A 13,089-nucleotide genomic window follows, 5' to 3' on the forward strand; every position below is an offset into this window, starting at 1 on the left:
TTTAGCGCGATATTTCAGTCATGTTGCGACAGAATTTATCGAATATCTCCATGGTTGAGATATAGTACTGCGCCATTAATCACCTTTTCTCAAGTGAGTTTTTCATGGCCAAGAGTAACTACATTACCCGAGAAGGCTGGTGTGCGCTTGATCAGGAATTAAAATATCTCTGGAAAATAGAGCGCCCAAAAGTTACTCAGGCTGTCTCGGAAGCGGCTGCATTGGGGGACCGCTCGGAGAACGCTGAGTATATTTATGGTAAAAAAAGGTTAAGAGAAATTGACCGGCGTGTGCGATTCTTGTCCAAACGACTGGATGTGCTAAAAATTGTCGATCCTGATCCACGGCAAGAAGGAAAAGTTTTTTTTGGGGCATGGGTGAAAGTCGAAAATGAAAATGAAGAAGAACATATTTTTCGTCTGGTGGGGTCGGATGAGTTTGATCCGGCCAAGAAGTGGATTTCCATTGATTCTCCAGTGGCAAGGGCGCTACTTGGCAAGCAGGTTGAAGATGAAGTCACTGTGATGACGCCTAACGGCATGGCGACTTACTGGATATTGGAAATTGGCTACCAGCCTTTGGCATAAGTCATGGTGACAGCGTGATAGACATAGGGAGAACAGGGAGAGAAAACCAAAGCATAAGCAATTATTGTCAATGCCATGAATGGCCTTAAAATACATGCCGTTAGCCGCTATTTGAGTATGGGTTTTCTGTGAGAGTAATGGATATTGCGTGCAGGGAGCATCTTGGGAGCTGAAACATGCAAGAGAGTTATAAGATCCTTGTTGTTGATGATGATATGCGTTTGCGGGCGTTATTGGAGCGCTATTTATCTGAGCAGGGATTTCAAGTTCGTGGTGTAGCAAATGCAGAACAGATGGATCGTTTATTGACCAGAGAGTCCATTCAATTGATTGTCCTGGATTTAATGTTGCCAGGCGAGGATGGGCTATCTATCTGTCGGAGATTGAGAAGTCAGAATAACCCGGTTCCGATCATTATGGTGTCCGCAAAAGGGGAAGAAGTTGATCGGATTGTGGGCCTTGAAATTGGCGCTGATGATTATCTGGCTAAGCCTTTTAATCCGCGGGAATTATTGGCGCGTATGCGTGCTGTCCTGCGGCGCCAGTCTAATGAACTTCAGGGATCACCAATAGCGGATGATACCGTGGTTAACTTTGGAAAATTTAAACTTGATCTTGGTACACGTGAAATGTTCCATCACGATGAATTGGTACCTTTGACCAGTGGGGAGTTTTCGGTGCTGAAGGCTTTGGTTTCCCACCCCCGCGAGCCGTTATCTCGGGATAAATTAATGAGTCTGTCACGGGGACGGGAATATGGCGCAATGGAGCGATCCATTGATGTTCAGGTTTCTCGTCTGCGTCGCTTGATTGAAGAAGATCCCTCTCATCCCCGCTATATTCAGACGGTTTGGGGATTGGGATACGTTTTTGTTCCTGATGGAAGCAAGGCATGAAAAAGTTTTGCCTTTCGCTGTGCGCCTTTTTCCCCCATGTCTTGCGTTTAGCGCTGGCGATACTGCTGGGCAGCCTGCTGATTAGTTATCTGGTTGCCCAATTGTTGGTCTGGATGGAAAAAATTCCATTCAGCCTCGTATTTCCTTACATGTTTATGGGAGGAACTACGATCGCATTATTCGTGTTTGCCGCATTCTATCGAAATCTCCATACTCAGAAACGGTCACTAAAAGCGATTCAAAAAGCGGTCAGCGAGCTGGGAAAAGGCAAGATGGCTGTACCGCTTTCTGAAACAGGGGCACCCGCCATACGTTCAGTGATCCGGGTTTTTAATCAGATGTCAGTGGAGTTAAAGTCCCAGGAAAATGCTCAGGCAGTATTGGTGGCAGGAGTCAGTCATGACTTGCGTACTCCACTTACCCGCATCCGGTTGGCGATGGAGATGATTGAGGAAAAAGAAAACTTTCTCACGGAATCTATCCTTCGAGATATTGATGAATGCAACGCTATTATTGAGCAGTTCATTGACTATCAACGAGCGGGGCAGGATGTGCCGATGACATGCTGTGAATTGAATGGGCTGCTTGGTGCGGTTATTGAGACAGAACAGCACCATTCCATGAATATCACATCGTCGGTAGATATCGAAAATCACTTGTCTGCCAGCGAAATTTTCATTTTTGCCAATCCGCTTTCAATCAAACGGATACTTGCCAATATGTTCACTAATGCCCTGCGTTATGGCGAAGGGTGGATTCGAATCAGTAGTGGAATAACCGAAAACTTTGGCTGGTTTCAGGTCGAAGATAATGGCTCTGGCATGACGAAAGAAGAGGCAGCTATTCTATTCCAGCCATTTGTGCAGGGAGAACGAGTCCGGGGGTTTCACAATAATGGTGGAGCCGGGCTGGGGCTGGCGATTATCCGACGCATTATCTCTATCCATGAGGGGTATATTGAAGTAGGAGAAAGTGAAAAAGGGGGGCTATCTATCCGCGCCTATCTCCCACTAAATACAAAATAAAGAGCACCTGAGAAAGAGACCTGTCATAAAAATGTCATAATTCATACATTTTACTGTCATTTAATTCACCTATTTTCCTTCCTGATCCATTTTTTAACTTGAAAACCAAATTGTTGATGATGTCTGACTTTCGTTTTTATATCCCAGTAGGAGGGAGAATGAAATCAATACGTATCACCATGGCGAACATCATGGCAGTTGTATTTACCATGACATCCTTGTCTTCATTTGCTTCCACCAGCTTGACGGGGGCTGGTGCGACATTCCCTGCACCGATATATACCAAGTGGGCAGACTCTTATCAAAAAGAAACGGGCAATAAAATCAATTACCAAGGTATCGGCTCTTCTGGTGGTGTAAAGCAGATTATTGCAAATACCGTTGATTTTGGTGCATCTGACGCGCCTTTGTCGGATGAGAAGCTGGCGGCTGATGGTCTGTTTCAGTTTCCAACTGTGATCGGCGGCATTGTACTGGCGGTGAATATTTCTGGCATCAAATCGGGTCAATTGGTTCTGGATGGCAAAATCCTCGGTGATATTTATCTGGGCAATATCAAGAAATGGAATGACCCGGCGATCACAAAACTGAACCCAAATCTCAAATTGCCGGATCAAAATATTGCCGTGGTTCGTCGGGCTGATGGTTCAGGGACTTCCTACGTTTTCACCCGCTATCTGGCCAAAGTTAACGCGGATTGGAAAGAGAAAGTAGGGGCTGGCTCTACGGTCAAATGGCCAACTGGATTGGGTGGCAAAGGTAATGATGGCATTGCGGCTTTTGTTCAACGTCTGCCTGGCTCAATTGGTTACGTTGAATACGCTTATGCGAAGCAAAATAGTCTCGCTTATACCAACCTGATTTCAGGTGATGGCACGGTAGTAACACCTACGGCAGAAAACTTCAGTGCAGCGGCCAAAGGTGCGGATTGGAATCACAGCTTCGCACAGGATCTGACAAATCAGAAAGGTGATAATGCGTGGCCGATTACTTCCACAACATTCATTCTGATCCACAAGCAGCAACCTAATGTTACTAACGGTGCTGAAGTCTTGAAATTCTTCGATTGGGCTTATGATAAAGGCAAAAAACAGGCGAAAGATCTGGATTATGCCGCTCTGCCACAAGAAGTTATTAATCAGGTACGGGCAGCATGGAAGAGCGATGTCAAAGATAGTAGTGGTAAGCCGCTATATACCCGATAGATATCAAGTTGCAGGGTATAACCCAAAATGAGAATTGAGCGTATGGCCGAACGTAAAGCGGCACTGAAAGCACCAAGCAAAAATGGCGATATTATTTTCAGCGCGCTGGTCAGACTGGCCGCATTGCTGACTTTACTACTGCTGGGGGGCATTATCATTTCACTGATAATTGCTTCTTGGCCGAGTATACAAACATTCGGTTTTTCTTTTTTATGGCAAAAAGATTGGGATGCCCCCGCAGGGCTATTTGGTGCGCTGGTCCCCATTTATGGCACATTGATGACCTCATTGATTGCCCTGATTATTGCGGTACCGGTGAGTTTTGGTATTGCCTTGTTTCTGACAGAACTGGCACCGAACTGGTTGAAACGTCCTCTGGGCGTGGCGATTGAATTGTTGGCGGCGATCCCAAGTATTGTTTACGGCATGTGGGGGCTGTTTGTTTTCGCCCCACTGTTTGCCACCTATTTCCAACAACCCGTAGGTGATGTGCTATCAAACATTCCTATTGTAGGTGAACTGTTTTCTGGCCCTGCTTTTGGTATTGGCATTCTGACGGCGGGGGTTATTCTCGCCATTATGATTATCCCTTACATTGCTTCTGTTATGCGTGATGTGTTTGAGCAAACACCCGTCATGATGAAAGAGTCTGCCTATGGGATCGGTTGTACCACATGGGAAGTCATTTGGCATATCGTTCTGCCCTATACCAAGAACGGAGTGATCGGTGGCGTCATGTTGGGGCTTGGTCGCGCCTTGGGAGAAACGATGGCCGTGACCTTCATTATCGGTAATACCTACCAGCTCGACAGTTTGTCTCTGTATATGCCGGGGAACAGTATTACCTCTGCGTTGGCAAACGAATTCGCCGAGGCGGAATCTGGCTTGCATACTGCTGCGTTGATGGAGTTGGGGCTGATCCTGTTTGTTATCACCTTTATTGTACTGGCGTTATCAAAATTGATGATTATGCGTTTGGCAAAAAATGAGGGGCGCTGAGATGAGTATCATCAATAATCAACCGCCATGTCAGGCCGGTAAGATCACTGAAGTTGATATGAAAGCCAGACTCCGCATGCAGTCATGGCGTCGCCAGAAAAACCGCATTGCCTTGATGCTGTCGATGGCAACGATGGCGTTTGGCTTGTTCTGGCTGGTCTGGATTTTAGTCTCCACTGTAACCAAAGGCATTGATGGCATGTCGCTGGCCTTGTTTACGGAAATGACACCACCACCGAATACCGAGGGCGGCGGGCTGGCAAACGCCATTGTCGGTAGTGGATTGCTCATCTTCTGGGCAACCGTGTTTGGTACGCCACTGGGCATTATGGCGGGGATCTATCTCGCGGAATATGGCCGCCGTTCATGGCTGGCAGAAATTATTCGCTTTATCAATGACATTCTTTTATCAGCACCTTCGATTGTCGTCGGTCTGTTTGTCTACACAGTAGTCGTGGCGAAAGTGCAACATTTCTCCGGTTGGGCGGGAGTAATTGCGCTGGCACTATTACAGATCCCCATCGTTATCCGTACAACGGAAAACATGCTGAAACTGGTGCCGGATAATCTGCGTGAAGCGGCTTATGCGTTGGGTACACCAAAATGGAAGATGATCTCAGCAATTACATTGAAAGCGTCAATATCCGGCATTATTACTGGCATATTACTGGCGATCGCTCGTATTGCCGGTGAAACTGCCCCGTTGCTGTTTACTTCACTTTCCAACCAGTTCTGGAGTACGGATCTTAACCAGCCGATAGCTAACCTGCCTGTCACGATCTTCAAATTTGCCATGAGTCCATTCTCTGACTGGCAGCAATTGGCATGGGCTGGGGTATTACTTATCACTCTGTGCGTATTGCTGATTAACATTGTGGCACGTGTGCTATTTACAAATAAGAAGCACTAATATTTTTAACGTTAATATCCAATGAATTTCAAGATGCAGCCAACCAAGCTGCAACCTGAAAAACGATAGATAAAGAGTATCTAAGAGAGACGCATTAATGAATAAGGCTAATGACATTGCAGGAAGCAAAATTCAGGTACGTGATCTGAACTTTTATTACGGCAAATTTCACGCACTGAAAAACATCTCGCTGGATATTGCACAGAATAAAGTAACGGCATTTATCGGGCCGTCGGGATGTGGTAAATCGACCTTGCTGCGTACTTTCAACAAAATGTATGAACTGTACGGTGAACAACGGGCAGAAGGTGAAATTATTCTGGATGGCACTAATATCCTGATGGATAAGCAAGATATTGCATTGTTGCGTGCTAAAGTTGGGATGGTTTTTCAGAAACCGACGCCATTTCCGATGTCAATTTACGACAATATTGCTTTCGGGGTGCGCTTGTTTGAAAAGCTACTCAGGACGGAGATGGACGAACGTGTTCAATGGGCGCTGACAAAGGCGGCCTTATGGAACGAAACCAAAGATAAATTGCACCAGAGCGGATATAGCCTTTCCGGTGGCCAGCAGCAACGCTTGTGCATCGCGCGTGGTATTGCGATTCGTCCTGAGGTCTTATTGCTGGATGAACCTTGTTCGGCACTTGACCCGATCTCTACAGGACGTATTGAAGAACTGATCAGTGAGTTGAAATCGGAATATACCGTAGTGATTGTCACCCACAACATGCAGCAGGCAGCGCGTTGTTCCGATTACACGGCATTTATGTATCTTGGTGAATTAATTGAATTCAGTGATACCGACAGATTATTCACCACTCCGAAGATGAAACAGACCGAAGATTATATTACGGGTCGTTACGGTTGATATGGGGTATAGCATAATATGGACAACCTGAATCTCAGCAAACACATCTCCGGCCAGTTCAATGCTGAGCTGGAGCATATTCGCACAGAATTGATGACGATGGGCGGGCTGGTGGAAGAACAGCTCAGTAAAGCCATTCTGGCAATGCACAATCAGGACGAAGAACTGGCGCGACAAGTGATAGAGGATGATCAGAAAGTAAATATGATGGAAGTGTCGATTGATGAAGCCTGCGTCCGAATCATTGCAAAACGTCAGCCGACTGCCAGCGATCTGCGTCTGATTATGGTTATCTCAAAGACCATTGCGGAACTGGAGCGCATTGGGGACGTTGCCAATAAAATCTGCCAGACTGCACTTGAGAAATTTTCACATCAACAACAATCTTTGCTGGTCAGTCTGGAATCGTTGGGGCGCCACACCATTCAAATGTTGCACGATGTCTTGGATGCGTTTGCCCGCATGGATCTGGAAGAAGCCATTCGTATTTATCATGAAGATAAAAAAGTGGATCAGGAATACGAAGGCATTGTCCGCCAGCTAATGACCTACATGATGGAAGATCCCAGAACTATCCCGAATGTTATGACTGCACTCTTCTGTGCCCGATCGATTGAGCGTATTGGCGATCGTTGCCAGAATATTTGTGAATTTATCTTCTATTACGTTAAGGGTCAGGATTTCCGTCACGTTGGCGGTGATAAGTTGGAAAAATTACTGACCAAAGAATAATAGTCTTATCTCAATATTCTTATCTCGTGAAAATGCTGGTGAGAAAAACCAGCATTTTCTTATTTGATTATTCTTAATTAGTATAAATATAGTATTTTATATTATTTCAAGTGCTATAGTGAAATTGATAGCTTTTGCTGGTCATATAAGAACTTATTACCAACAGGGGTGTTCAATGAAATTTCGCAATAAATCTCGCGTAGCGGTTACGGCGCTGCTGGCTAGTCTGACCTTAGTCTCTGGTGTAGCAAAGGCAGATAAACTCGATGACATTAAAAAAGCCGGTACGGTACGCATTGCGGTATTCGACAGTAACCCACCATTTGGTTTTATCGATCCTAAAACGAAAAAGCTGGCAGGTTATGATGTGGATATTGCCAACGCCATTGCCAGTGATTTAGGGGTGAAATTGGAACTACGTCCAACCAACCCTGCAAACCGCATTCCTCTGCTCTCTTCCAAGAAAATTGACCTAATTGCTGCTAACTTCACGATCACCGACGAACGTGCAAAGCAAGTTAATTTCTCCATTCCTTATTTTGCTACAGGCCAGAAATTTATTGCCCGTAAAGGCGTGCTGACCAGCCCTGACGATATCGCCAAACTGCGTATTGGGGCGGACAAGGGAACCGTGCAGGAAATCACACTGCGCGAGCGTTATCCTACAGCCAAAGTCATCTCTTATGATGATACACCACTGGCATTTGCTGCCCTGAGAAATGGTAATGTTCAGGCAATCACGCAGGATGATGCGAAACTGGTTGGTTTGCTGGCAAACGTACCTGACGCGCAAAAAGCAGATTTTGAAATTTCGCCATTCAGCATTACCCGAGAATATCAGGCAGTAGCGGCTTCCAAAGGGGAAGAAAGACTGATTGATACCGTGAACCAGACCTTACTGAAATTGGAAAAAGAGGGTGAAGCGGAGAAAATTTATAACCGCTGGTTTGGCCCGGAAACTAAATCTGCTCAGCCACGAGGTGACTTTAAATTCGCATCATTGGAGAGCCAGGCAAAACCCTGATTTTCCTTTCGCCTCTTTTTAGAATACGTTTGAAACCAGCCCCGCCACCACTGCGGGGCTTTGCTGTTTGTTTATACCCAATAGATGATGAAAGATATGTGTGGTGAATGATATGTTTGAGCAATTTCTTACCGAGCACTTATTAGCGCCTGAATACCTGCGATGGCTCTGGCAGGGATTTATAATCACCCTGTGGCTCTCTGCCTGTGCCATTGCCGCTTCCACTTTACTGGGCTTTGTGATTTCCGCTGTGCGGAACAGTCAAATTAAGCCATTGCACTGGCTGGTCACGGCTTATACCACCGTATTTCGTAACACCCCTCTGTTGGTTCAGCTGTTTTTCTGGTATTTCGCATCTGGCCAGATTCTGCCACAAGAGGCGATGATATGGCTGAATACGCCTCATGAAGTGACGGTTTTAGGCTTGGCTGTGGAATGGCCATCCTTTGAATTTTTGGCAGGATTTATTGGCCTGACTCTCTATTCAGCCCCTTTTGTGGCTGAAGAATTACGCGCAGGTATTCAGGGTGTCGGACGTGGACAAAAATACGCCGCTTATGCCTTGGGTTTAACAGGCTGGCAATCCATGCGTCATGTTGTGTTGCCGCAGGCATTGAAAATCGCCATGCCACCTTTGTTGGGGCAATATATGAATATCGTCAAAAACTCTTCATTAACGATGGCGATTGGTGTGGCAGAACTTTCCTATGCTTCCCGCCAAGTAGAAACCCAATCCTTGCAAACCTTTGAAGCATTTGGCGTTGCGACGGCGCTTTATATCGCGATTATTGCCGTCATGGAAGGCTGGGGACAATGGCGTCAGCAGAGAACATTAGCGAGAGGATATTAATATGGACTTTACCGTTATCGCAGAAAATTGGCGCTATTTGCTATTGGGAACCTTTCCTGACGGGCCATTGGAAGGAGCGGCATTGACGCTGGCAATCAGTATCATGGCGGGAGCGATCTCCATCGTATTGGGGACGGCCGCAGGTATCGCATTGGCGATGCTGCGTGGTTTCTGGGCTAACTTACTGGCGGCAGTACTGGGGTTCTTCCGCGCAATTCCGGTCATTATGCTGATTTTCTGGACATACTTTCTGCTGCCCGTCGTATTGGGCATGGAAATTCCTGAAATCACTACCGTTGTTTGTGCACTGGCGTTGATTACTTCGGCTTACTTGGCGCATGGCGTCAAAGCGGGGATTTTGGCGATTGGTGAAGGCCAGTGGCGTGCGGGATTGTCACTGGGATTTAACCACTGGGAAGTGCTGTGGTATATCGTTTTACCGCAGGCATTACGCATGATGGTGCCTTCATTTATCAATCAATGGATTGCACTAATCAAAGATACCTCATTGGCTTATATTGTCGGCGTGGCGGAATTATCATTTTTGGCAACACAGGTTAATAACCGCAGTATGGTTTATCCGATGGAAGTCTTTTTATTTGTTGCACTGGTTTATTTTGTGATGTGTTTATCATTGGAGTTGATTGCCGGTCACATTGCCCGTCGTTTTTCGGTAAGACGGGAAAAAACACCTTTCTTCCGATTCTGGCGTAAAAAAACATTGAACGTCATTCCGCAAAGTTAATCTCTGGCTAAATAAGCCATTTTTACGATTGTATTTAGTTCCCTGCCAGAAGGCGGGGAACTAAAATAGCAGTCAAAGGAGATAATTTAAATGGGGTATCAAAATAAAAAAGTCACATCACCATTAGGAAATAAATTTGATGAACATAACCTGCCTAAATTATAGTATTCAAGTCTTTTGGAACCTCACAGTGCCGTCAATATCAGTTTTAAAGAAATAGCTGCTGATACACTGGATTGCTACCATGATTTTTATAGTATTGATATGAAATGCTTTAGAATAACACTTTCATTATTTAATAATGATAGGATGAATTATTAGGTCATTAGGGTAAATATAGTAAATATGTAAAGGAGATTTTGCATCAAAAATGTTGTGAAATAAGAGAGTGAAAAAATTTCAGTAAAGTAAAATTTATTAAGGGAGTGAAATATATGAATTATATATTGTCGAATAATAACTTTAAGACGATAGTTAAATTATATGAAAATATAAATAACAGATTAGGGAAAAATGATGGTTTGCTAAGCGACGATCCTAACTTTATCAGTCTTAAAGACAAAATAACCATCAGTCGCTCTTCAGAAGAAAGTATCTTACTGGCTTTATTCCCGATACTGATATTTGTTTCTTATCTGACGTTGGTTATTGTATTTTATGGTTTTTACTTTTCTTCTGATGCTGCGGGATTACAACGTTCCGCCAGTATGTTTATTATTTCAGTCATTTCCTTATTGACACTCTATGTCTACAGAGGAAATCTTTCTGCTTTAAAAGCTCTGAATACGTTGAATTCATCAAGTATTATCCTTGCAATGACCATTCTTCTGCTTGATTATTTTGTTTATTATATGCACCACGAATGGTATTTGTTGATCATCGTATTTTTTAATTTCTTCTCTAACCGAGTGATCATTAACAGTGAGGCTTTTTCCCAAGCTATGACAGAAATTTTGTGGTTCAAAACGACGAATCATATCCTGAGAAAGCAAATAAACAGTGAGCTTGATGCTATAGAAGAACACAAGGCTCCTCAAAAGAGAAACCTATTCACTCTGTTTTGGCAGTATTGTGTGTTAAACATAAACCTCAATCGTACACTGAAAACAAGTTATGAACTTAATCAGCGAATGGAAAGAAATGATCCTGCGTTGCTGACAGAAAAAAGATTAAATAAATATCAGCATCTGTTGGATTTCGATATGTCAAAAAAAGCGTTATTAATGACAGCATTGGCTACAATCTTATTGATTAAGGCTTATGTGATAGGGACATTTATGCTGTTTTCTAACTTTGATAATAAAAACGATCTACCCATCTTATTTTTTGCAGTTGCTGTTGTGACTGTCTTTTCTCCTTTACCCATCTTACTGACTCATCGAGGAGTGACATTAGGCTTCAAAATTTTAACTTTAGCCCGCTATTTTTTCATGATTATTTTTATTTTACTCGTGGGTTTAAAATTCGTTTTAGGAAGGCTGGATTACAGCAATATATCTTTGGGGATTATTACCTTCGATTTCTTATTGGTATTTTTTATGCTGAATACTGAATATTACAGTCGTCACCTTAGTGAACTACACTGTTTTTTAGCTTGGCATAAGGTCATTAGAAATAATATCCAATAAATTGGAGGCACAGGGCATGGTAGCTCGTACCTCCAATTTATCCAATTAGTGGTGCTTTCTTCTGCCGGATACTGCGATCCCTATGGCGGTTAGTAAAAATAATATACTTGACACGATTAGCACCCACAGGAATGAGTGATTGAAAGCCTGTTTTGCGGCATAGACTAGTGACAGTGCGGTGTCTCCTTTTAGCCCTTCTGCGATGATAAGTGCCTCGTCAATGCTGTTTCGCGCCAGTTCTGAGTGGCTTATATCAGCGGGAAAGGTGAACGATGCAGAATAGATTGTCACCATGAGACTACCGAGAACGGCTATCCCGATTAAACTGCCCAATTCGTATGCAATTTCTTCGATAGAAGCGGCGGTGCCCGCCTTGTTTTCTGGTGCATTAAGCATAATGGCAGTAGAAGCCGAAGTCATTGCCGCACCAATACCAAATCCGATAATGCTAAGTGCAGCTATTTGTACGAAGAGACCTGTTTGTAGGCTCGAGAGGTAACCAAAAGTGCCTAACCCTGCAAGGGTAAGAGAGAACCACATAATTCGTTCTGAGCCAAATTTAGGTATAGCAATCCCCGCCAAGGGGCCAGCAAAAAAAGAGGCAATTGGGATGGGTAAAATGAACAATCCTGCCTGCAAAGGAGATAGCCCCATGGCAAGTTGGAAATATTGGCTGATGGCAAGTTCCATGCCTACCAGTGCTGCCATGGAAACAAAGGCTACGATGGCTCCTGCGGTGAAAGCACGATTAAGGAAAAGGTTGAAGTCGATCATAGGGGTTGATGAGTTTAACTGGCGGCGAACGAAAATAGCTGTGAAAATAATCCCTACAGTGCCCATTGTTGCTGCGATAAGCAATGATGGTGCTTGTTTGCTTAATTCTTTGATCGCATAAGTGATACTCACCAAGCCAATCATGATTTGCACTGAAGCCATCAGATCAAAGGAGTGATCTGTATGACTCCGGCTTTTAGAAATAACGACCAGTGCAAAGCCAAGCGCGATGATAACAATGGGAACGTTGATAAGGAAAACGGATCCCCACCAGTAATATTCGAGCAGTAACCCGCCGATAACAGGGCCAAGAGCAGCTCCCCCCGAAGCGACGGCAGACCAAATACCGATGGCAAGTGCGCGCTCATTCGGATCTTCAAAAGTTTGGCGGATGATAGCGAGAGTTGCTGGCATCATCAAGGCGGCCCCAAAGGCGAGAACCACGCGGGAGGCGATCAGAGTGTTGGGATTGGGGGAAAATGCAGCCATAATGGATGCTGCACCGAAAACAACCAATCCAATAGTGAAGAGTTTTTTTGCGCCAAAACGGTCACTCAGCGCCCCTGTCGCTGGAAGCAGGCCTGCGATGGTTAAGGTATAAGCATTCATGATCCACAGCTTCTCTGAAGCAGAAGCCCGTAAATCATGAGTCAGTCGCGGCAACGCGGTGTAGAGGACTGTCATATCAATGACAATCAGGAAAAGTGCGCTGGAAATGATAGCCAGCACAAGCCAGCGGATATTGGATTTCATGAAAAAACTCGCTAATACGATTCAGGACGTAGTATCCGCCAGCCTAACTTTGACGGAATTGTTGTATTTTATTATAAATACATACGT

At 44.4% G+C, this 13,089-nt stretch carries 13 protein-coding genes; 12 read left to right on the forward strand and 1 reads right to left on the reverse strand.

Translation table 11 applies throughout. The annotated features are described in order from the left end of the window. The first annotated feature begins 104 nt into the window (after nt 1-104). From greB to Xhom_RS04460, 12 genes are all read left to right on the forward strand, one after another. Nucleotides 105-587, forward strand: coding sequence for a transcription elongation factor GreB (gene greB / locus Xhom_RS04405; protein ID WP_069317563.1), 483 nt, complete (start codon nt 105-107; stop codon nt 585-587). A 176-nt stretch (nt 588-763) separates the two neighbouring features. Beyond that, entirely contained in the window at nt 764-1,483 is a 720-nt protein-coding gene (ompR, locus tag Xhom_RS04410) for an osmolarity response regulator transcription factor OmpR (protein ID WP_069317564.1), read from the forward strand. Further along, nucleotides 1,480-2,508, forward strand: a complete 1,029-nt coding sequence (locus tag Xhom_RS04415; RefSeq protein ID WP_069317565.1) for an ATP-binding protein — start codon at nt 1,480-1,482, stop codon at nt 2,506-2,508. The genes ompR and Xhom_RS04415 overlap by 4 nt, the downstream gene beginning before the upstream one ends. Nucleotides 2,509-2,666: 158 nt before the next feature. Continuing rightward, complete coding sequence (gene pstS, locus Xhom_RS04420) at nt 2,667-3,713, forward strand: phosphate ABC transporter substrate-binding protein PstS (protein ID WP_069317566.1); 1,047 nt, start codon at nt 2,667-2,669, stop codon at nt 3,711-3,713. Nucleotides 3,714-3,755: 42 nt separating this feature from the next. Beyond that, on the forward strand, nt 3,756-4,712 hold the full coding sequence (gene pstC / locus Xhom_RS04425; RefSeq protein ID WP_069318531.1) for a phosphate ABC transporter permease PstC: 957 nt from the start codon (nt 3,756-3,758) through the stop codon (nt 4,710-4,712). Between the two features lie 58 nt (nt 4,713-4,770). After that, nucleotides 4,771-5,622 carry a phosphate ABC transporter permease PstA gene (gene pstA / locus Xhom_RS04430; RefSeq protein WP_418384942.1) on the forward strand — a complete coding sequence of 284 codons (852 nt, stop codon included), beginning with the start codon at nt 4,771-4,773 and terminating at the stop codon, nt 5,620-5,622. Nucleotides 5,623-5,719: 97 nt separating this feature from the next. Further along, the gene (gene pstB, locus Xhom_RS04435) at nt 5,720-6,496 is read left to right on the forward strand and encodes a phosphate ABC transporter ATP-binding protein PstB (protein WP_069317568.1); all 777 of its coding nucleotides are present in this window, start codon (nt 5,720-5,722) and stop codon (nt 6,494-6,496) included. 18 nt (nt 6,497-6,514) lie between these two features. Beyond that, nucleotides 6,515-7,228, forward strand: a complete 714-nt coding sequence (phoU, locus tag Xhom_RS04440; protein ID WP_069317569.1) for a phosphate signaling complex protein PhoU — start codon at nt 6,515-6,517, stop codon at nt 7,226-7,228. Between the two features lie 175 nt (nt 7,229-7,403). After that, nucleotides 7,404-8,252, forward strand: a complete 849-nt coding sequence (locus Xhom_RS04445) for an ABC transporter substrate-binding protein (RefSeq protein ID WP_069317570.1) — start codon at nt 7,404-7,406, stop codon at nt 8,250-8,252. A 112-nt stretch (nt 8,253-8,364) separates the two neighbouring features. Further along, entirely contained in the window at nt 8,365-9,102 is a 738-nt protein-coding gene (locus Xhom_RS04450) for an amino acid ABC transporter permease (RefSeq protein ID WP_069317571.1), read from the forward strand. A 1-nt stretch (nt 9,103) separates the two neighbouring features. Further along, nucleotides 9,104-9,847 (forward strand): amino acid ABC transporter permease, encoded by a 744-nt coding sequence (locus tag Xhom_RS04455; protein ID WP_069317572.1) that lies wholly within the window; start codon nt 9,104-9,106, stop codon nt 9,845-9,847. Between the two features lie 434 nt (nt 9,848-10,281). Then, the gene (locus Xhom_RS04460) at nt 10,282-11,475 is read left to right on the forward strand and encodes a hypothetical protein (RefSeq protein WP_069317573.1); all 1,194 of its coding nucleotides are present in this window, start codon (nt 10,282-10,284) and stop codon (nt 11,473-11,475) included. 45 nt (nt 11,476-11,520) lie between these two features. On the opposite strand, the gene Xhom_RS04465 is transcribed toward Xhom_RS04460, so the two are convergent. Further along, the gene (locus Xhom_RS04465) at nt 11,521-13,002 is read right to left on the reverse strand and encodes an MFS transporter (protein WP_069317574.1); all 1,482 of its coding nucleotides are present in this window, start codon (nt 13,000-13,002) and stop codon (nt 11,521-11,523) included. Nucleotides 13,003-13,089: the final 87 nt, after the last annotated feature.

The sequence above is a fragment of the Xenorhabdus hominickii genome, from assembly GCF_002632725.1.
In the GTDB taxonomy this organism is placed as follows: Bacteria; Pseudomonadota; Gammaproteobacteria; order Enterobacterales; family Enterobacteriaceae; genus Xenorhabdus; species Xenorhabdus hominickii.

Bases quoted from the DNA above. Each gene is read 5' to 3' on its own strand.
- Xhom_RS04450 (WP_069317571.1), top strand. From the start codon at position 8,365: ATGTTTGAGCAATTTCTTACCGAGCACTTATTAGCGCCTGAATACCTG.
- Xhom_RS04465 (WP_069317574.1), bottom strand. From the start codon at position 13,002: ATGAAATCCAATATCCGCTGGCTTGTGCTGGCTATCATTTCCAGCGCA.
- pstA (WP_418384942.1), top strand. From the start codon at position 4,771: ATGAAAGCCAGACTCCGCATGCAGTCATGGCGTCGCCAGAAAAACCGC.
- ompR (WP_069317564.1), top strand. From the start codon at position 764: ATGCAAGAGAGTTATAAGATCCTTGTTGTTGATGATGATATGCGTTTG.
- Xhom_RS04415 (WP_069317565.1), top strand. From the start codon at position 1,480: ATGAAAAAGTTTTGCCTTTCGCTGTGCGCCTTTTTCCCCCATGTCTTG.
- pstB (WP_069317568.1), top strand. From the start codon at position 5,720: ATGAATAAGGCTAATGACATTGCAGGAAGCAAAATTCAGGTACGTGAT.
- pstC (WP_069318531.1), top strand. From the start codon at position 3,756: ATGGCCGAACGTAAAGCGGCACTGAAAGCACCAAGCAAAAATGGCGAT.
- phoU (WP_069317569.1), top strand. From the start codon at position 6,515: ATGGACAACCTGAATCTCAGCAAACACATCTCCGGCCAGTTCAATGCT.
- Xhom_RS04445 (WP_069317570.1), top strand. From the start codon at position 7,404: ATGAAATTTCGCAATAAATCTCGCGTAGCGGTTACGGCGCTGCTGGCT.
- Xhom_RS04455 (WP_069317572.1), top strand. From the start codon at position 9,104: ATGGACTTTACCGTTATCGCAGAAAATTGGCGCTATTTGCTATTGGGA.
- pstS (WP_069317566.1), top strand. From the start codon at position 2,667: ATGAAATCAATACGTATCACCATGGCGAACATCATGGCAGTTGTATTT.
- Xhom_RS04460 (WP_069317573.1), top strand. From the start codon at position 10,282: ATGAATTATATATTGTCGAATAATAACTTTAAGACGATAGTTAAATTA.
- greB (WP_069317563.1), top strand. From the start codon at position 105: ATGGCCAAGAGTAACTACATTACCCGAGAAGGCTGGTGTGCGCTTGAT.